The following is a 23,807-nucleotide window of genomic DNA, read 5'->3' on the forward strand; positions in this document are numbered from 1 at the left end:
CGGCGCCTCAGGCTCGCTCGATCCGCAGCACCGTGCCGTTGATGCCGATGACGCGCACGCGTTCACCCGCCGGCAAATCAGGCCCCTCGACCCGCCACAGCGTGTCGTCGAACCGGATGCGCCCCACGCCATGCACGATCGGCGCGTCCAATACGCCGTCCCGCCCGATCAGCCCGCGATCGGGCCGGTTCAGGCCCGCGTCCCCTGGCCCGGTACCGCGCCGGTGCAGCCGGGTCGCGGCCGTGACCAGCACCACGGCGAGCCCCGCGAACAGCAGGGTCTGCCCCTGCCACGGTATCGGAAACGCCGCCACCGCGAGCCCGGTGGCGACGGCCGCCAGCCCGAGCCAGATCAGGAACACGCCCGGCACGAGGATCTCGGCCCCCGCGAGCACAAGGCCGGCGATCACCCAGGTCCAGGCGGCCCCGAGGGCGTCGAAGGTCGCGAGCGCGGCGTCGAGCGTCACGGCCGTCAGGTCCGCGGCGGCGTGACGTTGGGGGGCGTGCCCGCCCGCCGGGGCGGCGTTCCCTCGCCGAACACCGCCCGGGTGAGCTCGCCGATGCCGCCGAGGGTACCGGCGAGCGCCGCCGCCTCGATCGGCACCACCACGACCCGCTGGTTCGGCGCGGTGGCGAGCGCCCGCACCGCGTCGACGTATTTCTCGGCCACCAGAAAGTTCGCCGCCGCGATGTCGCCCTCGGCGATTGCCCGGCTGACCAGATTGGTCGCCTGCGCCTCGGCCTCCGCGGAGCGCTCGCGCGCCTCGGCGTCGCGGAACGCGGCTTCCTTGCGGCCCTCCGATTCGAGGATCGCCGATTGCTTGCGCCCCTCCGCGCGCAGGATCTCGGCCGCGCGCTGGCCCTCGGCCTCCAGGATCGAGGCGCGCTTCTCGCGCTCGGCTTTCATCTGGCGGGCCATCGCCCCCGCGAGGTCGGGCGGGAGCAGGATGTCCTTGATCTCGATCCGGTTGATCTTCACCCCCCAGGGTGAGGCGGCCGCATCCATCACCCGCAGCAGGCGCTCGTTGATCTCGTCGCGGTGGGCGAGGAGCTGGTCGAGATCCATCCCGCCGACCACGGTGCGGATGTTGGTCATGGTCAGGGTCGTGGCCGCGAGATCGAGATTCGAGACCTCGTAGGAGGCACGCGCCGCGTCGAGCACCTGATAGAAGACCACCGCGTCGATCGTCACCCCGGCATTGTCGCGGGTGAAGGCCTGCTGGCTCGGCACGTCGATGACCTGCTCCATCACGTTGACCCGGCGGCCGACCCGCTCGACGAACGGGACGATCAGCGCCAAGCCGGCCCCGAGGCTCCGGGCGTAACGCCCGAATCGCTCCACCGTGTAGACGTAGCCCTGCGGCACGATCTTGACCCCGGCCGCGAGGGTGAGAATCACCAGAGCCGCGGCCCCGACCGCGAACACGCTCAGCCCGAACGGAAGATTCATCGCGCCCCTCGCCCATCTCTGATGACCCGGCTGCTGCCGGCGTCGCGTCCCCGACTCATGCCCGCGGCCGCGAGATGGTGCAGATGAACCGGTATCACACCAGCTTGATCATCTTTGGTTCAGGCCGCCGCGCGTAGAAAGCCCGGCAGCGTCGCGTTCGCCGTCGCTCCGGCCCGTCGATGCAACGCTTGGTGAAGAGACCTGCTGCATAAGTACCGCCGCCGCGATACGGAATTAAGTCCTTTCGTAACGTTGTGAACGGTCGATATCCCTACCCTACGAGAGTTGGTGCGCGCGTGAAGATTGCTGTCCTCGCACATCTCAAATACCCGATCGGCCAGCCCTATGCCGGCGGTCTGGAGATGCACACGCACCTGCTCACCGTCGCGCTGAAGCGGCACGGGCACGACGTGACGCTGTTCGCGAGCCGCGGCTCGGACCCGGCGCTCGACCCGGTGATGCTCTGCGATCCCACCGGCGACGCGCTGATGGATCCCGAGCGCGAGGAGGCGATCGACCGCGCCGAGCACGACGCCTACCGGCGGATGATGGACATGGTCGCGGTCGGCGGGTTCGACCTCGTACACAACAATGCCCTGCACGCCCTGCCCCTGCAGGAGAGCGCCCGGCTCGGCCTGCCCTGGGTGACGGTGCTGCACACGCCGCCCTTCGAGGCCCTGGTGCGCGGCATCGTGAAGGCCGATCCCGACATGGCCTTCCTGGCGGTCTCGCCGTCGCTCGCGCAGGAATGGGCCACCCTCGTGCCCGACGCGCAGGTGGTCGATAACGGCGTCGATCTCTCGACCTTCGCGTTCAACGCGGTGGCCGACGCGGTGCCCTACGCCTTCTGGTCGGGGCGGATCGTGCCCGAGAAGGGGCTGCACCTCGCCATCGACGCCGCGCGGGCAGCCGGCCTGCCCCTGGTCTTCGCGGGGCCGAAGCTCAACCCGGCTTACTGGGAAGCCCAGATCGCACCCCGGCTTGGGCCGGACCTGACGCATCTCGGCCATCTCTCGCACCGGGATCTCGCCCATCATCTCGGCCGGGCCCGGGTGGCGATCGTGTCGCCGCGCTGGGAGGAACCGTTCGGCCTCGTGGTGGCCGAGGCGCTGGCCTGCGGCACGCCGGTCGCCGCCTTCCGTCGCGGCGCCATGCCCGACATCCTCGACGCGCAATGCGGCCGGCTGGCCGATCCCGACGACGCGCAGGATCTCGCGGTGGCGATCCGGGAGGCCGCCGGCCTGTCGCGCCGCGCCTGCCGCGACCGGGCCGAGGCGCTCTACGACGCCGCCGCGATGACGGCACGGTACCTCGAAGCCTACGAGGCCGTCATGGCGCGCTGCGCCGAGCGGGCCCGGCCGGCCCTGCGGGTCGCGGGCGGGCGCGGCTGAGATGAGCGTCCGGCCCGATCTCGCGCGCGGTGTCGTCTGCATCCCGGCGCGGAACGAGGCGGAGCGGCTGCCGCTCCTGCTCACGTCGCTCGATGGACAGACCGGACTCGCGGCACCGGTGCGCGTCGTCGTGCTGGCCAACAACTGCACGGACGGGACGGTGGCGGCCATCCGGGCCGGGCAGGAATCGGGTGCCTGGGCGGCGCTCGACATCCGGCTGATCGAGGCCACGCTGTCCGGCACGGAGGCCCATGTCGGCACCGCGCGGCGCAGGGCGCTCGACGCCGGTGCGGACTGGCTCGCCGCGGACGGCGTCGCCGACGGGGTCCTGCTCACCACCGACGCGGATGCCCGCCTGCCGGCCGACTGGATCGCCGCGAACCTGCGGGCGCTCGAACGGGCTGACGTCGTCGGCGGCCGCCTGATCATCGACGGTGACGGGGATGCCGACCCGCGGCTCGCCGATCTCCATGCCCGGATCGAGCGCTACTGGGCCGGCGTCCGGCGCCTGGAGGATCTGCTCGATCCGCCGCCCTACGATCCCGCCCCGCGCCACGGCGACCATACCGGCGCGAGCCTCGCCGTCCCGGTCTCGCTCTACCGCGCGGTCGGCGGCCTGCCGCCGCTGCCCTGCGGCGAGGACAACGCCCTGGTCGGGCTGCTGCGCGCCCACGGCGCCCGCCTGCGCCATTGCCCCGACGTGCGCGTGATGGTCTCGGCCCGTCACCAGGGTCGGGTCTCGGGCGGGATGGCCACCGAGATGGCCCGCCGCGCCCGCGTGCTCGACGGCGAGGCCTATCTACTGCCGGAGGCCGCCCACTGGCAGGCGCTGATCCTGCGCCGGGCGGCGCTGCGCCGGGCCTTCCATGTCCGGCCTGAGGCCCAGGCCGCCGCCTGTGCGCATCTCGGCCTCGGCGCCGACGATCTCGCGGTTCTCGGCCCCTGCCCCAACGACATCGCCTTCGTCGAGCGGGCCGACCGGATCCTCGAATCGCGAGCCGCGCCGGCCCGGGAATGTCCCCTCGACCGGGCGCTCGCCGAGCTCGACGCCCTGGCCGTGTCGTTGAAGGCCGCCGCGTGACCCGCGGCATCGGCTGGTATGTCCACCATCAGGGCGCCGGCCATCTCCAGCGGGCGCGGGCGGTGGCCGCCGCCCTGCCCCGTCCCTGTACGATCATCGGCACGCTCGCGGGCTTCGACACCGCCGGCCTCGACATCCTCGACCTCCCGGACGACCGGCCGCTCGATGACGCGGCCTTCGACGGTCGGGACGGCGTGGCCGAGCGGCCGGAGGCGCTGCACTACGCGCCCCTGAACCATCCCGGCCTGCGCACCCGCATGGCGCGCATCGCCGACTGGGTGGCGCGGACCGATCCGGCGCTCCTCGTGATCGATGTCTCGGTGGAGGTCGCGCTGTTCGCGCGCCTGCTCTCAGTCCCGACTTTGGTAGTGCGGCTCGCCGGCACCCGCACGGATCCCCCGCATCTTGAAGCGTTTCGCAGCGCGAGCCGCCTGCTCGCACCGTTTCCCGAAGCGCTGGACGGCGCGGGCGTACCCGATTGGGTTCGAGCCAAGACGGTCTACGCGGGTTTTCTCGGCGGTCCCGCCCAGGACACCACCGATACGAGCCGCGATATCGTCGTCGTCTTTGGCCAGGGCGGTGCGGGTGGAACGCGCGCGGAACTCGCAGCGGCGGCCCGGTCCGTACCCGACCGATCCTGGCACGTCCTCGGTCCCGTCACGGGAACCGGATCGATCCCCGACAACCTGCACCTGCACGGCTGGGTCTCGGATGTCGCGGCGCACGTGGCGCGGGCCGCCCTGCTGGTCGGCGGCGGAGGCGATGGCGTCGTGGCTCTGGCGGCGGCGCAGGCCAGGCGCTTCCTCTGCCTGCCGGAGCCGCGGGCCTACGACGAGCAGACCGAGAAGGCGGCGGCGCTCGCCCGGCTCGGCGCCGCCATCGTTCACGCGGGCTGGCCCGAAGCCTCCGCGTGGCCGGGCTTGATCCGGGCGGGACTCGCCCTCGATCCGGCGGTGATCGGCCGTTTGCACAGCCCGACCGCGGTCACCGACTGCGCGACGGCGATCGACGCGCTGGCGGGATCGTTCGCGCACGCATGAAAAAGGCGCCCGCCGCAAGGGCGAGCGCCTGTTCGACGCGGTGCGAACCCTTACGAGATCAGGTCGAGCTTGGCGGCCTCGATCCCGTCGGCCCGGAGCGTGTCCGGGATTGCGGAGAAATCCCGGTAGCCGGCTTCCCGCGCCATGGCGTCGAGGGCCGTCTGCTCGTCATCGGCCGCGCCGGTCCAGAGCACCGCGCCGCTCTTCTTCTGCTTGATCTGAAAGATGCTCATCGAACCTTCTCCGGTCACGAGAAGACCAGTGTCGGCATAACGCCGCGGTTCGCCGCCGGTTGCAGGACAAAGGCGGGAAAAGCGGCCGATCTCGTCTCCCTGCAGCATGCGGCGCGCGGTCCGGCGACGGCCTCGACCGCAAGCGTTATACTCGGTCTCGTTAAGGACCCTGCGCCATGAAATCGCCGGCCTACTCGGCGAGGGAGCGGCATTACCAATCGTGCGCCGACTGCGAGGCCCCGTCGTGAAATCCTTCCGTTGGCGGGCGTCCCGCCTCGGCCTCCTGTGCGGGCTCGCGGTTCTTGCCTCGGCACCGGTCTCGGCACCGGCGCTGCCCGTCGAGAGCGCCGCCGTTCCCGATGCCGCCGCCATCGCGCCCGCCGTGACCGTCGTCCCGGCCGAGAGCCGCGAGATCGTCGAGCGGGCGGTCGTCACGGGCACGCTGGTCCCCCGGGACGAGATCCTCGTCTCCCCGGAGGTCGAGGGACTGCGCATCACCGAGTTGCTCGTTGAAGAGGGCGATCGCGTCACCAAGGGTCAGGTGCTCGCCCGGCTGTCCCTGGAGATGATCGCCACGCAGGAGGCCTCGAACGCGGCGGCGATCGCCCGCGCGCAGGCCTCCATCGTCCAGGCGCAGAGCCAGATCGTCCAGGCGGAGGCCGCCAATATCGAGGCCAAGCAGGCGCTGGAACGCGCGCAGGCGCTCGCCAAGACCGGCAACGCCACCGCGGCCGTGCTGGAACAGCGCGTCTCCGCGGCCCAGGGCGCGGAGGGCCGTCTCGCCGCCGCCAAGGGCGGGCTCCAATCCGCCCAGGCCGACCTCGCCACCGCCCGGGCCGCCGGGGCCGAGATCGCCCTGCGGCGGGCCCGCACCGATATCCGCGCGCCGGAGGCTGGGATCGTCAACCGCCGCACGGCGCGGATTGGCGCCACCGCCACCGCGGTGGGCGAACCCCTGTTCCGTCTGATCGCCCGGGGCGAGATCGAACTGGAGGGCGAGGTGCCCGAGACCTCGCTCGCCCGCATCCAGGTCGGTGACCCGGCGCGCCTCGACCTCGACGACGGCCGTCATCTCCAGGGCAAGGTGCGCCGGGTCTACCCCGAGGTCGACCGGGCGACCCGCCTCGGCAAGGTGCGCATCCGTCTGGGCGCCGATCCGGCCCTGCGGATCGGCGCCTTCGCCCGCGGCACCGTGGAGGTCGCCCGCCGGACCGGTGTCGCCGTCCCGGTCTCCAGCCTGCTCTATGCGGCGGATGGCCGGGCCAGCGTGCTGGTGGTCAAGGACGGTCGCGTCGAGGCGCGGATCGTCGCCACGGGCCTGTCGGCGGACGGCTTCACCGAACTCCGCTCGGGCGTCGCGGCCGGCGAGAGCGTCGTGGCCCGGGCCGGCAGCTTCCTGCGCGACGGCGACCGGGTGCGTCCCGTATCGGCGCCCGGCAGCACACCGATGGCCGCCCCGATGGCCGACGCGGACCCGCGGTAGGACCGATCCAAGGACCGAGCCATGCGCCTCAATGTCTCCGCCTGGGCGATCCGCAAGCCGCTGCCCTCGGTGGTGCTGTTCCTCGTCCTGATGATCCTGGGGCTGGTGAGCTTCCGCTCCCTGCCGATCACCCGGTTCCCGAACATCGACATCCCGATCGTCTCGGTGACCATCACCCAGTCGGGCGCCGCGCCGGCCGAGCTGCAGACCCAGGTCACCAAGTGGGTCGAGGATTCGATCGCGGGGGTGAAGGGCGTCAAGCACATCCTGTCGACGATCACGGAGGGTATCTCCACCACCACGATCGAGTTCCGGCTGGAGGTGAACCAGGATCGGGCGACCAACGACGTCAAGGACGCCATCGCCAAGATCCGCCAGAACCTGCCGCGCACCATCGACGAGCCGATCGTCTCCCGCGTCGAGATCGCCGGCCTGCCCATCATGGTCTACGGCGCCTCCGCGCCCGCGATGACGCCGGAGGACCTGTCGTGGTTCGTGGACGATGTGGTCGCCCGCGGCCTGCAGAGCGTGAAGGGCGTTGGCGGCGTCGAGCGCCTTGGCGGCGTCGCCCGCGAGATCCGCGTCACCCTGAAGCCCGACCGGCTGCTGGCGCTGGGCATCACTGCCGCGGACGTGAACCGGCAATTGCGCCTGACCTCCGCCGACATGGCGGGCGGCCGGGCCGAGGTCGGCGGCCAGGAGCAGTCGATCCGGGCGCTCGCCGCCTCGGCAAGCCTGGAAACGCTCGCCAAGACCTCGATCGTCGTTCCGGGCAACCGCAAGGTCCGCCTCGACGAGTTGGCGACGCTCTCCGACACCGCCGAGGAGCCCCGCACCTTCGCGCGCTTCAACGGCGAGCCGGTGGTGGCCTTCGCGATCTCCCGGGCCAACGGCGCCAGCGACGCCGACGTCTCGGTCGGTGTCGCCAGGAAGATCGCGGCACTCCACGCGGCGAACCCGAACGTCCGGTTCGACCTGATCGACACCAGCGTCGTCAACACGATCGGCAACTACCACTCGGCCATGATGGGCCTGATCGAGGGCGCGGCCCTGGCGGTCATCGTCGTGCTGCTGTTCCTGCGCGACTGGCGGGCGACCCTGATCGCCGCCGTGGCCCTGCCGCTCTCGGTGCTGCCGACCTTCTGGGTGATGAGCGCGCTGGGCTTCTCGCTCAACGCCGTCAGCCTGCTGGCGATCACGCTGGTCACCGGCATCCTGGTGGACGACGCGATCGTGGAGATCGAGAACATCGTCCGCCATATGCGGATGGGGAAATCACCCTATCGGGCCGCCCTGGAGGCCGCCGACGAGATCGGCCTCGCGGTCATCGCCATCACGGCGACCATCATGGCGATCTTCTCGCCCGTGTCGTTCATGGGCGGCATCGCCGGCCAGTATTTCAAGCAGTTCGGCCTGACCATCGCGGCGGCGGTGTTCATGTCGCTGCTGGTGGCGCGGCTGATCACGCCGCTGCTCGCCGCCTACTTCCTGCGCGACCACGGGCCGGACCACACGCGGGACGGCTTCGTCATGCGCGGCTACACCCGCCTCGTGGCGTGGTCGGTGCGGCACAAGTTCATCACGCTGGTGCTCGGCATCGCGTGCTTTGCCGCCTCCATCGCCTCCACGGGCCTCCTGCCGGCGGGCTTCCTGCCCGCGGAGGATCAGGCGCGCACGCTGTTCGTCCTCGAACTGCCGCCGGGCGCCCGGCTCCAGGACACGGTCCGGGTCAGCGATCGGATCGAGGCGAAGATCCGGTCGCTGCCCGAGGTGAAGAGCGTGTTCGTGGATGGCGGCCGGCAATTGCCCGGCAAGAAGGAGGTGCGGCTCGCGAGCCTGACCATCAACCTCACGCCGAAGAACACCCGCCATCGCACGCAGAAGCAGGTCGACGCCGAGGTCGCCGCGATCCTGCGCGAGGAGCCGGATCTCCGCTTCTGGGCGCTCCGCGAGAACGGCCAGCGCGATCTGGCGCTGATCATCGCGGGCCCCGACAAGGCGGTCGTCGCCGATGTCGCCGCCAAGCTCCAGCGCGAGGCGCAGCAGATCCCGCACCTCGTCAACGTGATGTCGACGGCGCCCCTCGACCGCACCGAGGTCCGGATCCGGCCGAAGCCCGGCGTGGCGGCCGATCTCGGCGTCTCCACCGACACGATCGCCGAGACCGTGCGGGTCGGCACCATCGGCGACATCGGCATGAACCTCGCCAAGTTCAACGCCACCGACCGGCAGATCCCGATCCGGGTGCAGCTTCCCGAGAGCCTGCGCGGCCGGCTCTCCGAGTTCGAGACCCTGAAGGTACCGGTGAAGGGCGGGGCCGCGGTGCCGCTCGCGACCGTCGCCGATATCAGCCTCGGCCAGGGACCGACCGGCATCGACCGCTACGACCGCGCGGTGCGCGTCGCCCTCGAAGGCGACATGCAGGGCACCGACGCCCTCGCCGAGCTGATCACGCAGGTCATGAACCTGCCGACCGCCAGGAACCTGCCGCCCGGGGTGACGATCAGCCAGACCGGCGACGCCGAGGTGATGGGCGAGGTGTTCGAGGGCTTCGCCCTCGCCATGGGCGCCGGCCTGATGATGGTGTTCGGCGTGCTGATCCTGCTGTTCGGCAACTTCCTGCAGCCGCTGACCATCCTGTTCTCGCTGCCGCTCTCGATCGGCGGCGCGATCCTGGCCCTCCTGATCTGCCACATGCCGATCTCGATGCCGGTGGTGATCGGCATCCTGATGCTGATGGGCGTGGTGACCAAGAACGCCATCATGCTTGTGGATTTCGCGGTGGAGCAGATCCGCGCCGGGGTCGATCGCAACGAGGCGATCGTCGATGCCGGCCGCAAGCGCGCCCGGCCGATCGTGATGACCACGATCGCCATGGCGGCCGGCATGGTGCCCTCCGCGCTCGCCTACGGGATCGGCGGCGAGTTCCGCGCGCCGATGGCGGTGGCGGTGATCGGCGGCCTGCTCGTCTCGACCGTGCTGTCGCTGGTCTTCGTGCCGGCGATCTTCGTGCTGATGGACGACCTGTCGCGCCTCTTGAAGCGGCTGTTCGGCCGCTTCATCGGCGAGCGCGACGATCCGGAGGAGGTCGCGGCGTTCCATCCGGCCAATGACGGGCGGTCCGCGCCACCGCGGATCGCCGCGGAATAGGCGATCCGCATTGCGCGCCGCGCCGCGATGCGCTGTGACTTCGCGCAGCGAATCGAAAGAATGGGCGAGCGATGTCGGGTGGTCACGGGGCGGTCGAGGGGTCGAACAAGCGCGTGGCGCTGCTGATCTCGGTGCTGGCGCTGTTCCTCGCCTTCAGCGAGACCCTGGGCAAGGCGTCCCAGACGGATTCGATCGGCGCCAATGTCGAGGCCGCCAACCAATGGGCCTATTTCCAGGCCCGCACGATCCGCTCGACGGTGCTCAAGACCGCCGATGACGCGCTGGCGCTGGTGCCGCCCGGCCCGAACCAGGAGGCGATCGCGGCCAAGCGCGCCGAATGGGCCAAGACCCTGGCACGCTGGGATTCGGAGCCCGCGACCGGCGAGGGCCGCAAGGAACTCTCCGAGAAGGCCCGGGCCTCGGAGGGCCGGCGCGACCTCGCCCTGCTGCGCTATCACCACTACGAGCTGGCCTCGGCGGCCTTCCAGATCGGCATCGTGCTGGCCTCGGCCGAGGTGATCACCGGGATCGCGCTGCTGGTCTTCGCCGGCGGCTTCCTGGGACTCGCCGGAGCGGCCCTCCTCGGCTTCGGCTATCTGGCGCCGCACGCGCTGCCGTTCTTCCACTGAGGTTTGTGGTGCGCCGGACTGGACGTGCGGCGCGGACGCTTATCTTCACGGCATACTTCCGGGGGGTACGATGCCGCACGAGACCGAGGACCAGGGGCGCCTGACACGGGTCGCCAGCGCGATCTTCCTTCACACCGAGCATACGATCTATGCCGCGCTCGGGCTCCTGCTGGCGCTCACCGCCCTCGTCGCGCTGATCGATGCGGCCGGATTGACCCTCGATGCCTTCAAGGCCCTCGGGAACGTCCAGCAGATCCTGGAAGTGGTCGATCGGCTGCTGTTCCTGCTGATGCTGATCGAGATCCTGCACACGGTACGGGTCTCGATGCGGTCCGGCACGCTGACCTGCGAGCCGTTCCTGATCGTCGGATTGATCGCCTCGATCCGGCGGGTTCTGGTCATCACCCTGCAATCCTCGGAGATCATGCACGCCAAGGATTGGTCGCCCGAGAAGCAGGCGCTGTTCCAGGCCTCGATGATCGAGCTCGGCGTGCTGGCCGGGCTGATCATCACGATGGTGTTCGCGATCTTCCTGCTTCACCGCGCCCGGGATGACGGGAAACCGGCCGGTGATGAATCGGCGAGCAGCGGGCAGTAAGGCGCACGGCGAAGCATCTGCTCAGCAAGGCCGCGCGGGCTATGCGCGGTTCCATGAGCCTCGTCTCACGCGATACTCTGGCGATCGCACCGAAGCTCTAGGCGGCTGGATTCTCCGACGTCCAGGCCGACGCGGTCACGGGCGTGATTCGCGATGCGCGCGCGAGCGATCTGACAACCTTGGTGACGAAGTCCGATCTCAGCGCTGAGGTCAGTCTGGTCCGGTCCGATCTGAGGACCGAGATCGCCGACACGTGGTACGAGATCCTGAAATGGGTTCTCTCCGCGATCGGCTTTCAGACGATCGTGGTGGTCGGCGCCATCGTGGCGCTGACCCAGGGCCTCCACGGATCCGGTCGACCACGTCGCTCAGTTCATCCGCAGGATCGCGGCGTTGAGCAGCGTCGCGAAGGCCACCCAGCCGGCGTAGGGGACGAGCAGCCACGCCGCGACCCGGTCGAACCGCCATGTGAGGCGGATCGTCCAGAGCACCATCACCAGCAGCATCGCCACCACGATCAGCCCGGTGCCGATCGCGTGGGCGGTGAAGAAGACCGGCGTCCAGGCGGCGTTGAGCGCGATCTGGATCAGGAAGGCGGCGAGCGCCAGCCACCAGCCCTCCCGGCTGGGGCCCGTGCGCGGCATCGCGCCGAGCAGCCGCCAGAGCGCGATCGCGATCATCGTGTAGAGGATCGTCCAGGCCACCGGAAAGACCCAGTTCGGCGGGTTGAAGACCGGTTTGTTCAGGGCCGCGTACCAGCCCGGGATCTCGGCCTGCGTCGCCACGGAGCCGATCGCCGCGGTCACCGCGACCGGCAGGATCGCGGCGGCGAGCCGGAGCCAGCGCGGCAAAGCGGAGCCTTCGGGGACCTGTGTGGCGGCCGTCATGATATCCGTCTCCGAGGGCGGGTTGCCGAAGGCGGCGGCCCGTGGCACGCGCCCCTCTCCATCCGCCGGGAATCGTCAGATGACACAATCTAACGCGCCGGGAGCGCGGACGGATACACAACCCGACGAAACGCCGGCCTTCACGCGACAAAGCCTCGCCGCGCAGGCGATGGGCCGGATCGAGCCCGAGACCCGGGCGGTGGTGATGCCGCTCCACGTCGCCACGACGTTCATCCGCGATCCCGACAACGGCTACAGCTCGGGCTACTGCTACGCTCGTCCCGACAACGCCACGGTGCGCGAGGCCGAATCCGTCCTGGCGATGCTGGAGGGCGCGGACGCCGGCGCCCTGCTGTTCGGCTCCGGGATGGCGGCGGCGACCGCGGTGTTCGGCGCCCTCGAACCGGGCGACCACGTCGTCGCCGGCACCGTCATGTACTGGGCGCTGAAGCGCTGGCTGCGCGAGGAGGCGCCCCGGCGCGGGCTGAGCCTGACCTTCGTGGATACGGACGACTGCGACGCCCTGCGCGCCGCCGTCGAGCCGGGCCGGACCAAGCTCGTCTGGATCGAGACCCCCGGCAACCCGCTCTGGACGGTCACCGACATCGCCGCCGCCGCGGAGATCGCCCATGCCGCCGGGGCGCGGCTTGCGGTCGATTCCACCGCCGCCTCGCCGGTGCACACGTGCCCGCTCAGGCTCGGCGCCGACATCGTGATGCACTCGGCCACCAAGATCCTGAACGGTCATTCCGACGTGGTGGCGGGCGTGCTGGCGGGGGCGCGGGAGGACGCGTTCTGGGCACGGATCCGCGCGATCCGCGCAGGCAGCGGCGGCATCCTGGGGCCGTTCGAGGCCTATCTGCTGATGCGCTCGCTGCGGACCCTGCATCTGCGGGCGGCGGCACAATCTGCGGGCGCCCTGCGGCTCGCCGAGCGCCTGACCGGGCACCCGCACGTGAATCAGGTCCTCTATCCGGGGCTCCCGGAGGATCCCGGCCACGCCGTCGCCCGCCGGCAGATGCGGGACGGGTTCGGCTACATGCTGTCGATCCGGGTCGCGGGCGGCGAGGCGGGCGCCATCGCGACGGCGGCGCGGGTGCGGCTGTGGAAGCGCGCCACCTCGCTCGGCGGCGTCGAGAGTCTGATCGAGCACCGGGCCTCGGTGGAGGGGCCGGGGAGCCCCTGCCCGACCGATCTGCTGCGCCTGTCGACGGGCATCGAGGACACGGAGGATCTGCTGGCGGATCTCGACCAGGCGCTACGCGGCGCGCATGCGGCGCCCTGAACGGCGCTGAGGTGCCGCCCAGGGCTGCGCTCAGGCCGCCTTCACGCCGCCCAGGAACGCGCCGACCTCCCGCGAGAGGCTGTCGGAGTGCTGAGACAGCGTCTGCGCCGCGTTCAGGACCTGCGCGGCGGCCGCACCGGTCTGACCGGCGCCTTCCCGGACGCCGGCGATGTTCTGCGTCACCTGCTCAGTCCCGCGGGCGGCCTCCTGCACGTTGCGGGTGATCTCCCGGGTCGCCGCACCCTGCTCGTCCATCGCGGCGGCAACCCCGGTGGCGTAGCGTGACATCTCGCCGATGATCCGGCTGATGCCTTCGATGTCGTCGACCGCCTCGTTCGTGGCGCTCTGGATCTCGCCGATCCGCTCGCCGATCTCGCCGGTGGCCTTCGCGGTCTGCTCGGCCAGTTCCTTGACCTCCCCCGCGACCACGGCAAAACCCCGCCCGGCCTCCCCCGCCCGTGCGGCCTCGATCGTGGCGTTCAGGGCCAGCAGGTTGGTCTGGCTGGCGATGGTGGCGATGACGTCGACGAACGCGGCGATGCGCTCGGCGGTCGTGGCCAGACGGCGGACCGTCGCGCCGGTCCGGGTCGCGCCCTCGACCGCGCGTTCGGCGATCTGCGCCGAGCGGGTTACCTGCTCCACGATCTCATCCACCGAGGACGCCATTTCCTCGGTGGCGGCCGCCACGGTCTGCACGTTGCCGGAGGTCTCTTCGGCGGCCTGCGCCACCCGTCCGGCCTGCTGCGTGGCCTGATCGGCCACGTTCGCCATCGCCTGGGCGGTGCTCTCCATCTCGGAGGCGGCGCCGGCGAGACTCGCGGTCAGAGCCGAGATGTTGTGCTCGAACCGCTTCGTGATCTCGTCGAGGAACGCGGCGCGGCGCGCCTTGGCGTCGTTCTCGACCGCGGCGGCCTCGTCGGCCGCCCGCTTGGCGATCATCGCGTCCTTGAACACCTGCACGGCCCGGAGCATCGCCCCGATCTCGTCCCGCCGCTCGGCCCCGGCGACGGTCACGGTCAGGTCGCCGGAGGCGAGCTGGCCCATCAGGGCGGTGGTCCGATCGAGCGGCCGGGTCACCCGGGTCAGAACGGTGTGGAGGCCGAACAGGATGGCCACGCCCGCCACCACGAGGAGGAGGATCAGGATCAGCCTGGCCTCGGATGCATTCTCCTGGGCCTGCGCGTACTGCGCCTGCGTCTCCCGGATCTGCAGCGATGTCAGCTTCGCCAATGCGGCGATCGTCGGCGTCATCATCTGATTGAGCGTGAGGTGGATGGCGGCGTACCCGTCGAGGTTTCGCGTGCGCAGGCGCTCGAGGATGCCGGCGACAAGCGTGGCGTTTCGGTCGATCTGCGCCTGCATGTCGGCCGCCAGCGCCTTCTCCTCGGGGGTGAGATAGGTCGCGAGATAGGCCGCCCATTGCTGCTGGAGGCCGGCGAGACCCGCCGCGATCTGTTTCGCCGCGTCGCTCGGGTCGGCGGCCTGGTCGCGCACCGTGCGCGAGGCATCGAGGAGCCTGTCGTAATGATCGCGGATCGCCAGGAATTGGCTGAGCGCGATGACGCGGTCCTCGTACACCGTCTCGAGACTATGGTTGCTCCGCGACAAGAAGAATTGTCCGGTGATATCTGAGGCCAACAACAGAGCACCGAGCAGAGCCAGCAGGATGATGAGACGACCCTTGATGGTATAGATGACGGCCATAATCGCTTTCCCCCACCCGCTTGGTGGCGCCCGACGATACAGCATCACGATCTGAGATCTGCATGAAACTTTGGTTCACATTTTCGGCAGCGTGGAGTGTTGGCATAGCCGAACGGCTGATCTGTGTCCGCTGAACGCAAGTCGTTCGCCTGACAGGCTTGCATGAACCCTTCGCTATGAAACACAGGCGAGTTGATCCACCTGCTTCGCGGCAGACTTTGCTTGCGAAGACGGGGCAGGCGTCAAGCGCCGTTCGGGATCTCGCCGACGATGCCGCTTGCCGAGAGGCTGGGTCGGCGACCGTGCGCAGGATGGGCTCGGCAACCCATAGGAGGGTGGCGGCGCCGGCCGGTACCAAAATGGATGTTGGCGCGTTCAGACTGGAAATCCTCCTGCCTGCGAGTCTTGAACGCCATGAGACCTCTCCCCTGCGCAGTCGTCGCGATCCTCGTTGCGACCGCCCCGGCCCTGGCCGACGCGGTGCCGGATCTCGACGTCGAGCGGACCTGCCAATCGGCGCAGGTCACCAACACGTCGATCAGCGAGAAGGCCAATTACGACGGCTGCCTCCGCTCCGAGCAGGCGGCCAAGAAGGAAGCCGAGCAGCACTGGGGCAGCTACACCCCGGCGGCCAAGCGGCAGTGCCAGAACCAGTTCAAGGCGGGGGGCTATCCCTCCTACGTCGAGATGGTGACCTGCCTCGAACTCGCCTCCGGCACGGTCCCGACCCAGAGCGACGGTGGCGGTCAGGCGGTCGGCGGTCCGGGCTCGCCCCGGGACGTGAAGGCACAGCGCGAAGGGGGCGCCAACCTCACCAAGGAACCCCCGGCGAGCCAGCGCACCAACCCGATGCAGGTGCTGGACGGCAAGTAGTCCGTCAGGCAGCGGGCGCCGGCGCGTCATTCACCCGGCGCTGACGCTCGGAGCCGCGACCGTGTGCTAAGGGCGGGGCCCCCGCCTTTCAGCACGCCGTCCGGATCCGTGAACGCCCTGGCCATCATCGCCCCGATCTTCGGGATCATCCTGATCGGCTGGGCGGCTGCGCTCGCGGGGCTGCTCTCCGACAAGGTCAGCGACGGCCTGTCGGAATACGTCTTCGCGGTCGCCGTGCCGGCGCTGATCATCGCCACGCTGACGAAGCCGGGGATGAGCGGTACCGTGGCGTGGTCCTACTGGGTCTCGTATTTCGGCGGCGCCGGCCTGTCGTGGTTCGTGGGCACGCTGATCGCCCGGCGGCGCGCCGGGATCGAGCGGCGGGGCGCGATCCTGCACGGCTTCGCGGCCAGCCAGTCGAACACCGTGTTCGTCGGCGTGCCGATGATCCTCCAGGCCTACGGCGAGGACGGCGCCTTCCCGCTGTTCATGCTGCTCGCCGTCCACCTGCCGCTGATGATGGGCAGCGCCACCTTCCTGATCGAATCCGATTCCGGCCTGCCGATCCTGGCGCGGATCCGCGGCCTCGTGCTGGTTCTGCTGAGGAACCCGATCTTCGTGGCCCTCCTGGTCGGCATGGCCATGAAGGGCCTCGGCGTCGCGCCGGCCGGCATCGTCCGGTCCCTGATCGATGCCTTCGCGGGCACCGCCTCGACCTGCGCGCTGGTGGCGCTCGGCGCCGGCCTGAAGCGCTACCGGGTGCTGTTCGATCTCAAGGGCGCCCTCGTCATCGCGGCGCTGAAGAATCTTCTGCACCCGCTGGCGGTCTGGATCCTGGCCTTCCACGTCTTCGCGATGCCGCCGGCCTATGCCGGGGTCGCGACCCTGTTCGCCGCCATGCCGGTGGGGATCAACGCCTATCTGCTGGCGGCCCGCTACCGGACCGAGACCGGGATGGTGGCCGCCTCGGTGCTGGTCTCGACGCTCCTGGCCCCGCTCACGACCCTCGCCTGGCTGATGCTCCTCGGCCGCGCGTGACGGGTGCGCCCCGGCGTCACCCTGCGCGTTGGACGATGGCCGGCGGGGGTCTAATGTGTCGCCAAGCGCGAGCCCACGAGGCTCGACACAACCCCTGTAGGCGAGGATCCCCATGAACGCACCGATGCGCCCCCCGGGCAGCGCCTCCCCCTCGGCGCCGGCCTCGCCGCGCTTCGTCTGGGACGATCCCTTCCTGCTGGACGACCAGCTCACCGAGGACGAGCGGGCGATTCGCTACGTCGCCCAGAGCTTCGCGCAGGAGCAGCTCCTGCCCGGGATCGTCGAGGCCTATGCCGACGAGAAGACCGACCCGGGCCTGTTCCGGAAGATGGGCGAGCTCGGGCTGCTCGGCGTCACCCTGCCGGAGGAATACGGCTGCGCCGGCGCCTCCTACGTGGCCTACGGGCTGGTGGCGCGGGCCGTTGAGGCGGTGGATTCCGGCTACCGCTCGATGATGAGCGTGCAATCCTCCCTCGTCATGTACCCGATCCACGCCTACGGCTCGGAGGAACAGCGCCAGAAGTTCCTGCCGAAGCTCGCCTCGGGGGAATGGATCGGCTGCTTCGGCCTCACCGAGCCCGATGCCGGCTCGGACCCGGCCGGCATGAAGACCAAGGCCGAGAAGATCGACGGCGGCTACCGGATCTCGGGCGCCAAGATGTGGATCTCGAACGCGCCCTTCGCGGACGTGTTCGTGGTCTGGGCGAAGTCCGAGGCCCATGAGGGCGCGATCCGGGGCTTCATCCTGGAGAAGGGCATGAAGGGTCTCTCGGCCCCGACCCTCAAGGGCAAGCTGTCGCTGCGGGCCTCCACCACCGGCGAGATCGTCATGGAGGGCGTCGAGGTCGGCGAGGACGCGCTGCTGCCGAACGTCTCCGGGCTGAAGGGGCCGTTCGGCTGCCTCAACCGGGCGCGCTACGGCATCTCCTGGGGGGCGATGGGCGCCGCCGAGGATTGCTGGCACCGGGCGCGCAACTACACGCTGGAGCGCAAGCAGTTCGGCCGCCCGCTGGCCCAGACCCAGTTGGTGCAGAAGAAGCTCGCCGACATGCAGACCGAGATCACGCTCGGCCTCCAGGCCTCGCTCCGGGTCGGGCGGCTGATGGACGAGGGCAAGATGGCCCCGGAGATGATCAGCCTCGTCAAGCGCAACAATTGCGGCAAGGCGCTGGACATCGCCCGCACCGCCCGGGACATGCACGGCGGCAACGGCATCATGGGCGAGTACCACGTGATGCGCCACGCCCAGAACCTCGAGACGGTCAACACCTACGAGGGCACCCACGACGTCCACGCGCTGATCCTGGGCCGGGCGCAGACGGGGCTGCAGGCGTTCTTCTGAGGGTCCGACGGGCTATTCTCGCGTTGCGGGTATGATCGTCACGCGTCGCCAGCCTAGACGCGCTCTCCTCCCCCTTGTGGGGAGGAGTTGGAGGTGGGGGTGGTGCAGAAGGCACCGCTGCGCTCGATCCTGTACCACCCCCACCCCTGGCCCCTCCCCACAAGGGGGAGGGGAAAAGTGCCGGCCGGATCCGCCAACGCGAACGCCTCAACCCTTCGCCGGAACGCGAATTCCCAGATCTTCCGCGAGGCGCACGAGATACCCGTCGGGATCCTGCACGAGGCATTCCCGCTGGCCGTGTTCCGCGTCTCCGACCCGGTACCAAGCCTCGGACGGCGCCTCGAACAGCGGCCAGCCCGCCGCTTTGAGCGCGGCGAGAACCGGATCCAGCGGCTCGATCATCGTCTGCAGATTCATGCCCCGGCCGAACGGGTATTCCAGTGCGGCGGTGTCCCAGCTGCCGTTGCGTTGGCACAGCATGATCTGCGCCGCACCGCGCGCCAGAAAGGCGAAGCGCGCGGCCGGGCGATCGTAGGCGATCGCGAAGCCGAGCAAGTCGCACCAGAAGCGCAGGCTCGCATCGAGCTCCGTCACGTATAACTCCGGGACGAGCGCCCCGAAGCCTCCTTGCGGCGCGGCGCCCGTACTGAGGGATCGCGCCCGATCAACGGGATCGGCGAGGGGCTTCGCGTCGGGCATCGAACCGCTCCGCTACTGCCGCTTTTGACGGCTTGGATCGGCACAGGACCAGCGCCGTCGCGGCCGGCTCTTGCGCCATTTCGATCCTACCGCGATTCGCGGTCGAGCCCCCTCAGTCCCCGCCCTCATCGCCCGCAAGCGACCATTCCAGCACCCGGGCGAGGTGATCGTAGGACCCGTATTGGCTGGCGTATTGCGGGTAGGGCCGGGCCGTGTAGGCCGCCTCGCCGGTCATGAACCGCGCGACCAGACCCCGCAGCCGCTCGGCGTGTTCGGCCACGATGGCGGCGACTTCGCGCGCCTCGCCCCGGGGCGGCTTCACCGGCACCGGCAGGAACGGCTTCCGGCCGCCCGAGGCGTGGATGTAGAGCAGGTCGGGCGTCGCCTTGACCTTCGGCAGATCCGCGAAGGCGCCGTGCATCAGCATCGCCGCCTCCAGGGTCAGCTGCGGCGAGAAGCCGGAAAAGATCATCTTCGCCGAGGGCGGGGCGCCGGTCTTGTAGTCGACGATGCAGGCGGTCCCATCCGGGCGCAGCTCGATTCGGTCGGCGCGGGCGCGCAGCGTGAAGCTCTCCCGGCCCATCGGGATCACCCAGCGGCCCGACACCTCCGGGTGAACCTGCGTCAGGCCGGGCCGGCGCTGCGCCTCCCAATCCAGATAGGCGGCCGCCATCCGCTGATAGCGCGGCCACCACTCAGCGTAGAGGTTCGGGTATTCCGCCTCGATCTCCGCGAAGGCATTCACCGCGAGGTTGAACAGCCGCTCCGCGGCCTCGCGGGGAAGGTCGCGCGGATGGCGCCGGGCGAACTCGGCGAAGACCTCGTGGACCAGGGAGCCGCGGGTCGCGACGCCCGGCGCCGCCGCCAGCGGGTCCAGGGGATCGAGCCCGAGCACGTGGCGGGCGAAGATGCTGTAAGGATCGCGCACCAGCGTTTCGATCTCGGTGACGCTGAGCGAGCGCGGGAACAGGGCCGGGTCCGGCTTCGGCGCGGGCCGCTTGAGCCGCGGCTGCGGCGGGGCCGCGTCGAGCTGCGCGGCGAGGCCGGCAAAGCGGCGGCCGGCCTTCAGCACCACGTCCCAGTTCGTGTCGCCGGCCAGCGCGCGCAGGCGCTGGATCAGCCGGGAGGGCACGGTCGGCGCGCCCTCGCGCTTGAGCGCCCGGGTGATCACCGCATCCCGGCAGCCCAGCGCCTGCACGAAGTCGTGCGCCATCTGGCCGATCCGCCGCTCGGGCGGGTTGAGGCCGACCCGCTCGCGCATCGGCCGGTTGAGGAACGCGTCGGTCAGGGTGCGTACCGGCCAGACGCCCTCGTCGAGGCCGCCGAGGACCACCCGATCGACCGAGAGCAGACGCGCTTCCAGCAGGCCGAGGATGCGCAGCCGCGGATGCGGCGCCTCGCCCGAGCAGGCGACCACGCGCTCCCGGGTGAGCGACGTGAAGAAGGTCGCGTAATCGTCGAACCGCCCCGGCATCAGCCCGGGCGCGGCCATGTCCAGATCGTCGAACAGGGCATCGAGGCAGGACAGGGAGCCGTCCGTCTCGACCTCCGGGGCATCCTCCGGCCCGGCGACCAGCCGGTCGCAGGCCTCCCGGTGGCGGGCGGCCGTCGTGACGAGGTCGCAGTCGCCGGCGCCGTCCGGACCCGGGAAATCCCGGAAGACGAGGTCCAGCCGGTCGAGCAGGTCCGCGGCGAGATCCCAGTCGATGTCCGTGAGCCGACGCTTCGCCCGGGGCCGATGCTCAGGCGGCCCGGCGCGCTCGGCCGCCAGCGCCGTGCGCAGCCCCGAAAACCCGGGGGCCGGGACCGGACCGCGCAGCAGGCCGATCTCCAGGGCGGCGGCGCCCCGCACCACGTCGGCGCGCGGCAGGCCGAGCCGGACCAGCGGATGCGACAGCAGCGCGATCAGCCGGGCCGGGATCGCGTCCGCCTGGTTGCGGGCGAGGTCGGCGGCGAGTTCGGCCGCCAGCCGCGCCAGGCGGCCTGCCGGGCTGCCGGCGAGCGCCAGACCCGCCGAATCCTCCGCCACGATGCCCCAGCGCAGCAATTCCACCGCCACCCGGCCGGCGAGCCCCCGGTCGGGCGTGACCAGGGCCGCGGTGGCGCCGGGCGTCTGAAGGGTCTCGCGGAGGGCGATTGCGGCGATCAGCGCCTCCTCCCGCTCGTCCGCGGCCTCGACCAGCGCCAGACCGTCGAGGCCGAGGCGCGCGTTGGCATCGCGCTCGGCCGGGTCGAGGGCCGCCCAGGCGTCGGTGGTGTCGGCCGGCCGCAGCGCCTGCGACAGCAGGGCGGCCCGGGCCGCCTGACCGGGCGCGGGCTCGCCGAGGGCGACGATCTCCGCGCGGGCGAGGTTGAGATTGTCGGGCCCGAGCAGCCGGTGCAGCACCGCCTGCGGGTGGCCGTGGGCGATGATCCGCGAAAACCCCTCGCCGGTGTCGATGCCGTCCCAGCCTGCGGCGTCGAGGTCGAGGTCGAGTCCGGGCAGCACCACGGCGCCCCGGGGCAGCTTCGCCACGGCGGCGATCAGCCGGGCGGTGGCGGGGACCGAGCCGAGCGAACCGGCGACGACCACCGGATCCGGCGTGACGCCGCGCGACAGGCGCCGCTCCTCGGCGAGCAGGAGGCCGCGGGCGCGGGCGACGGGATCGGCGAGCCCCCGCTCGGCGAGCAGCTTCGGCCAGTTCTCGGCGGCGATCTTCACGAAGTCGAGGGTCAGGCCGAAATAGCGGGAATACTCGGCCTCGACGGCGGCGCCGATCTCCGACCAGGGCAGGCCTTCGACGGTCAGCGCGTCCATCAGCCGTTCGAGATCGCCCGCGAGGCCCACGGCGTCGGCCGGGGAGGACGGGACGAGGAACGGCACCTCGGCGTCGAGGGGCAGCAGGGTGCGATCCACGGTCCTGGCCCAGGCCTGGACGAGGCGGGCGAGGATCAGCCGGCGCTCCAGCGGCGGCATCGGGGCGCTCAAGGGATCGGCGTTCTCCTCCAGCAGCGGCTCGGCGGCGAGGTCGAGTTCCGCCTCGTCGGCCTCGCCGAGGGGGATCATCCGCGGCAGCAGGGTGGCCTGCCCGGGGGCATCCCGGCCGAGCCTTTCGGCCAGGATGGCGGACAGGGCCCGGGCGGCGCGGCGGGTCGGCAGGTAGAGGGTGACGGCGGCGAGCGCCAGCGGGTCGTCCGCCACCGGCCCGACGAGCCGGCCGGAGAGCAGCGCGTCCGCCAGCGTCGGCAGGAACGGGACGCCGCGGGTGATGGTGAAGACGGCCTGTCGGGAGGACATGGCAGGCTTCTACGCCCGCCGCGGGGTTCCGGACAGGGGGCGGTGGGCCGCCGGGTGTGCCGGACCGTTCACGCTGCTCCCCCTCCCCCTCTGCGGGGGAGGGAACGCGTCGCGTTCTAGCGAGACCCCTTCAGCTCTTGGCCCCCGCCGCCGCGCCGTACCCCGCCCGCCGGCCGAACACCACGCCCGAGGTCAGCCCCGAACCGCCGGGATAGCCGTTGAAGAACACGCCGCCCACCATCTCGCCGCAGGCGTAGAGGCCCGGAATGGCGCCGCCGTCCTCCCGCTTCACGCCGCCGTCGTCGCCGACTTCCACACCGCCGTACGTGAAGGTGATGCCGCCGGTCACCGGATAGGCCTTGAACGGCCCGGTCTCGATCGTCTGCGCCCAGTTCGATTTCGGCAGGGGAAGCCCCTTCGTGCCGCGCCCGTCCTTCACGGTCGGATCGAACGGCACCGCCGCGTCCACGGCGGCGTTGAACGCCGCGATCGTCCGCTTCGCCCCGTCCCGGTCGATACCGTCGAGCTTGTCGAGGAGGCCGTCCAGGGTATCGGCCTCGACGAAGTGGGCGTCGTGGAAGCGGTACTCGCTGTAGAGCAGGTGATCGACCTTCGCGTCGAAGATCTGCCACGCCACGTGGCCGGGCTGCTCCATGATGGCGCGGCCGAACTGGGCGTAGGTGTAGTTGCGGAAATCCTTGCCCTCGTCGACGAACCGCTCTCCGTTCGCGTTGAGCATCAGTCCCAGGAAGTAGCAGATCTTGCGGTAGTGCTTGCGCTCACCGTGCGGCAGCTCGAGGTTGCCGTAATCGGGGGTGTGCAGGTCCATCGGCGTGGCGTGGCAGCCGCCGTAGAAGCCGTGCGCCTTGGCGCCGAGGTCCAGCGCCATCTGAAGCCCGTCGCCCTGATTGTGCGGTGTTCCGCGGACCCGGGCCTTGTCCCAGCCCTCGCCGATGAAGCGCGTCCGGAGTGCGGCGTTCGACTCGAAGCCGCCGCAGGCCAGCACAACGGCCTTGGCGCGGACAGCGCCCTGCGGCGTCTCCACCCCGACGACGCGCCCGTCCTCGACGATCAGCCCCTTGGCCGGGCAGCCGTAGCGGATCTCCCCGCCGGCCTCGGTGAAGGCTTCGAGCTCCGCGCGGGCGAGGCCGAACCCCTCGTCGTGGGTGGCGAGCGTCAGGCCGCCCCAGAACACGAAGCGCCCGTCCTTCTCGAAGGACTGGCGGGAATAGATCGGCTCGAACTTCACCCCCTGCGTGCCCAGCCAGCGCAAAGCCGCGCCGCTCTCGTCGATCAGGATGCGCTGCTCGCGCGACAGCGGCCTTCCGTCGTTGAAGCCGAGGAGATCCTGCTCGAACGTCTGTGCCGTGTAGGCGCCGAAATCGGTGCGGGGCAGGCGCGGATCCTCAGGATCGGCCAGCAACGGCATCAGGTCGCCGGTGCCCTCGTAGACGAAGCGCATGGCGCCGGCCGTGTAGGCGGTGTTGCCGCCGGCCAGATCCCGCTCGGCCTTCTCGATCATCAGCACCGAGGCGCCGCGCTCCAGGGCGGCGAGTCCGGCGCTCATGGCGGCATTGCCCGAGCCGACCACCACGACATCCCACTGCGCATCGCCTGCCTGCCGCATCTCCGTCTCCCTGCCGTTCCT

At 70.8% G+C, this 23,807-nt stretch carries 19 protein-coding genes; 11 read left to right on the top strand and 8 right to left on the bottom strand.

Annotated elements, in window-relative coordinates; all coding sequences use genetic code 11:
- Window positions 1–7 precede the first annotated feature (7 nt).
- Both AAHG09_RS02980 and AAHG09_RS02985 read right to left on the bottom strand, forming a co-directional pair.
- Window positions 8–466, bottom strand: a complete 459-nt coding sequence (locus tag AAHG09_RS02980) for an NfeD family protein (protein ID WP_342105262.1) — start codon at window positions 464–466, stop codon at window positions 8–10.
- Window positions 467–471: 5 nt separating this feature from the next.
- Window positions 472–1,449 (bottom strand): SPFH domain-containing protein, encoded by a 978-nt coding sequence (locus AAHG09_RS02985; protein ID WP_342105263.1) that lies wholly within the window; start codon window positions 1,447–1,449, stop codon window positions 472–474.
- Between the two features lie 296 nt (window positions 1,450–1,745).
- Here AAHG09_RS02985 and AAHG09_RS02990 point away from each other — a divergent pair, with 296 nt between their 5' ends.
- Genes AAHG09_RS02990 through AAHG09_RS03000 form a run of 3 tightly spaced genes read left to right on the top strand, consistent with a single transcriptional unit; the run spans window position 1,746 to window position 4,961 of the window.
- Window positions 1,746–2,840 carry a glycosyltransferase family 4 protein gene (locus tag AAHG09_RS02990; RefSeq protein ID WP_342105264.1) on the top strand — a complete coding sequence of 365 codons (1,095 nt, stop codon included), beginning with the start codon at window positions 1,746–1,748 and terminating at the stop codon, window positions 2,838–2,840.
- A 1-nt stretch (window position 2,841) separates the two neighbouring features.
- On the top strand, window positions 2,842–3,921 hold the full coding sequence (locus AAHG09_RS02995; RefSeq protein ID WP_342105265.1) for a glycosyltransferase family 2 protein: 1,080 nt from the start codon (window positions 2,842–2,844) through the stop codon (window positions 3,919–3,921).
- A complete protein-coding gene (locus AAHG09_RS03000; protein ID WP_342105267.1) occupies window positions 3,918–4,961 on the top strand; it encodes a glycosyltransferase in 1,044 nt (347 codons plus the stop codon). The genes AAHG09_RS02995 and AAHG09_RS03000 overlap by 4 nt, the downstream gene beginning before the upstream one ends.
- 50 nt (window positions 4,962–5,011) lie before the next feature.
- Here the strand turns inward: AAHG09_RS03000 and AAHG09_RS03005 are convergent, their stop codons facing one another.
- Window positions 5,012–5,194, bottom strand: a complete 183-nt coding sequence (locus tag AAHG09_RS03005; protein ID WP_342105268.1) for a hypothetical protein — start codon at window positions 5,192–5,194, stop codon at window positions 5,012–5,014.
- Window positions 5,195–5,438: 244 nt separating this feature from the next.
- Here AAHG09_RS03005 and AAHG09_RS03010 point away from each other — a divergent pair, with 244 nt between their 5' ends.
- The 4 genes from AAHG09_RS03010 (at window position 5,439) to AAHG09_RS03025 (ending at window position 11,054) form a co-directional block, all read left to right on the top strand.
- Window positions 5,439–6,677 carry an efflux RND transporter periplasmic adaptor subunit gene (locus AAHG09_RS03010; RefSeq protein WP_412759975.1) on the top strand — a complete coding sequence of 413 codons (1,239 nt, stop codon included), beginning with the start codon at window positions 5,439–5,441 and terminating at the stop codon, window positions 6,675–6,677.
- A gap of 21 nt (window positions 6,678–6,698) precedes the next feature.
- Entirely contained in the window at window positions 6,699–9,827 is a 3,129-nt protein-coding gene (locus AAHG09_RS03015) for an efflux RND transporter permease subunit (RefSeq protein ID WP_342105269.1), read from the top strand.
- 71 nt (window positions 9,828–9,898) lie between these two features.
- Window positions 9,899–10,456, top strand: coding sequence for a DUF4337 domain-containing protein (locus AAHG09_RS03020; RefSeq protein ID WP_342105270.1), 558 nt, complete (start codon window positions 9,899–9,901; stop codon window positions 10,454–10,456).
- 70 nt (window positions 10,457–10,526) lie between these two features.
- Window positions 10,527–11,054 carry a phosphate-starvation-inducible PsiE family protein gene (locus tag AAHG09_RS03025; protein ID WP_342105271.1) on the top strand — a complete coding sequence of 176 codons (528 nt, stop codon included), beginning with the start codon at window positions 10,527–10,529 and terminating at the stop codon, window positions 11,052–11,054.
- A gap of 368 nt (window positions 11,055–11,422) precedes the next feature.
- On the opposite strand, the gene AAHG09_RS03030 is transcribed toward AAHG09_RS03025, so the two are convergent.
- Complete coding sequence (locus AAHG09_RS03030; protein ID WP_342105272.1) at window positions 11,423–11,941, bottom strand: TspO/MBR family protein; 519 nt, start codon at window positions 11,939–11,941, stop codon at window positions 11,423–11,425.
- Between the two features lie 79 nt (window positions 11,942–12,020).
- Here AAHG09_RS03030 and AAHG09_RS03035 point away from each other — a divergent pair, with 79 nt between their 5' ends.
- A complete protein-coding gene (locus AAHG09_RS03035) occupies window positions 12,021–13,226 on the top strand; it encodes a trans-sulfuration enzyme family protein (protein WP_342105274.1) in 1,206 nt (401 codons plus the stop codon).
- 30 nt (window positions 13,227–13,256) lie between these two features.
- Here AAHG09_RS03035 and AAHG09_RS03040 read toward each other — a convergent pair whose 3' ends face one another.
- Complete coding sequence (locus tag AAHG09_RS03040; RefSeq protein WP_342105275.1) at window positions 13,257–14,930, bottom strand: methyl-accepting chemotaxis protein; 1,674 nt, start codon at window positions 14,928–14,930, stop codon at window positions 13,257–13,259.
- Window positions 14,931–15,344: 414 nt separating this feature from the next.
- Here AAHG09_RS03040 and AAHG09_RS03045 point away from each other — a divergent pair, with 414 nt between their 5' ends.
- The 3 genes from AAHG09_RS03045 to AAHG09_RS03055 all read left to right on the top strand — a co-directional run bounded on the left by AAHG09_RS03045 (window position 15,345) and on the right by AAHG09_RS03055 (window position 18,183).
- On the top strand, window positions 15,345–15,803 hold the full coding sequence (locus tag AAHG09_RS03045) for a hypothetical protein (protein ID WP_342105277.1): 459 nt from the start codon (window positions 15,345–15,347) through the stop codon (window positions 15,801–15,803).
- A gap of 108 nt (window positions 15,804–15,911) precedes the next feature.
- The gene (locus tag AAHG09_RS03050) at window positions 15,912–16,841 is read left to right on the top strand and encodes an AEC family transporter (RefSeq protein ID WP_342105279.1); all 930 of its coding nucleotides are present in this window, start codon (window positions 15,912–15,914) and stop codon (window positions 16,839–16,841) included.
- Between the two features lie 112 nt (window positions 16,842–16,953).
- Complete coding sequence (locus AAHG09_RS03055; protein ID WP_342105280.1) at window positions 16,954–18,183, top strand: acyl-CoA dehydrogenase; 1,230 nt, start codon at window positions 16,954–16,956, stop codon at window positions 18,181–18,183.
- A gap of 207 nt (window positions 18,184–18,390) precedes the next feature.
- Here AAHG09_RS03055 and AAHG09_RS03060 read toward each other — a convergent pair whose 3' ends face one another.
- The 3 genes from AAHG09_RS03060 to tcuA form a co-directional block, all read right to left on the bottom strand.
- Window positions 18,391–18,882, bottom strand: coding sequence for a bleomycin resistance protein (locus AAHG09_RS03060; protein WP_342105281.1), 492 nt, complete (start codon window positions 18,880–18,882; stop codon window positions 18,391–18,393).
- 112 nt (window positions 18,883–18,994) lie between these two features.
- Entirely contained in the window at window positions 18,995–22,159 is a 3,165-nt protein-coding gene (gene addB, locus AAHG09_RS03065) for a double-strand break repair protein AddB (RefSeq protein WP_342105282.1), read from the bottom strand.
- Between the two features lie 130 nt (window positions 22,160–22,289).
- On the bottom strand, window positions 22,290–23,786 hold the full coding sequence (gene tcuA, locus AAHG09_RS03070; RefSeq protein ID WP_342105283.1) for an FAD-dependent tricarballylate dehydrogenase TcuA: 1,497 nt from the start codon (window positions 23,784–23,786) through the stop codon (window positions 22,290–22,292).
- Window positions 23,787–23,807 lie beyond the last annotated feature (21 nt).

Source organism: Methylobacterium guangdongense, assembly GCF_038442355.1.
Taxonomy (GTDB): Bacteria; Pseudomonadota; Alphaproteobacteria; order Rhizobiales; family Beijerinckiaceae; genus Methylobacterium; species Methylobacterium guangdongense.

Excerpts from the sequence above, each read along its gene's own strand:
- AAHG09_RS03045 (WP_342105277.1), top strand. The coding sequence starts at position 15,345 with ATGAGACCTCTCCCCTGCGCAGTCGTCGCGATCCTCGTTGCGACCGCC.
- AAHG09_RS02985 (WP_342105263.1), bottom strand. The coding sequence starts at position 1,449 with ATGAATCTTCCGTTCGGGCTGAGCGTGTTCGCGGTCGGGGCCGCGGCT.
- AAHG09_RS03025 (WP_342105271.1), top strand. The coding sequence starts at position 10,527 with ATGCCGCACGAGACCGAGGACCAGGGGCGCCTGACACGGGTCGCCAGC.
- AAHG09_RS02995 (WP_342105265.1), top strand. The coding sequence starts at position 2,842 with ATGAGCGTCCGGCCCGATCTCGCGCGCGGTGTCGTCTGCATCCCGGCG.
- AAHG09_RS03030 (WP_342105272.1), bottom strand. The coding sequence starts at position 11,941 with ATGACGGCCGCCACACAGGTCCCCGAAGGCTCCGCTTTGCCGCGCTGG.
- addB (WP_342105282.1), bottom strand. The coding sequence starts at position 22,159 with ATGTCCTCCCGACAGGCCGTCTTCACCATCACCCGCGGCGTCCCGTTC.
- AAHG09_RS03055 (WP_342105280.1), top strand. The coding sequence starts at position 16,954 with ATGAACGCACCGATGCGCCCCCCGGGCAGCGCCTCCCCCTCGGCGCCG.
- AAHG09_RS03035 (WP_342105274.1), top strand. The coding sequence starts at position 12,021 with ATGACACAATCTAACGCGCCGGGAGCGCGGACGGATACACAACCCGAC.
- AAHG09_RS03005 (WP_342105268.1), bottom strand. The coding sequence starts at position 5,194 with ATGAGCATCTTTCAGATCAAGCAGAAGAAGAGCGGCGCGGTGCTCTGG.
- AAHG09_RS03020 (WP_342105270.1), top strand. The coding sequence starts at position 9,899 with ATGTCGGGTGGTCACGGGGCGGTCGAGGGGTCGAACAAGCGCGTGGCG.
- tcuA (WP_342105283.1), bottom strand. The coding sequence starts at position 23,786 with ATGCGGCAGGCAGGCGATGCGCAGTGGGATGTCGTGGTGGTCGGCTCG.
- AAHG09_RS03040 (WP_342105275.1), bottom strand. The coding sequence starts at position 14,930 with ATGGCCGTCATCTATACCATCAAGGGTCGTCTCATCATCCTGCTGGCT.
- AAHG09_RS03015 (WP_342105269.1), top strand. The coding sequence starts at position 6,699 with ATGCGCCTCAATGTCTCCGCCTGGGCGATCCGCAAGCCGCTGCCCTCG.
- AAHG09_RS03060 (WP_342105281.1), bottom strand. The coding sequence starts at position 18,882 with ATGCCCGACGCGAAGCCCCTCGCCGATCCCGTTGATCGGGCGCGATCC.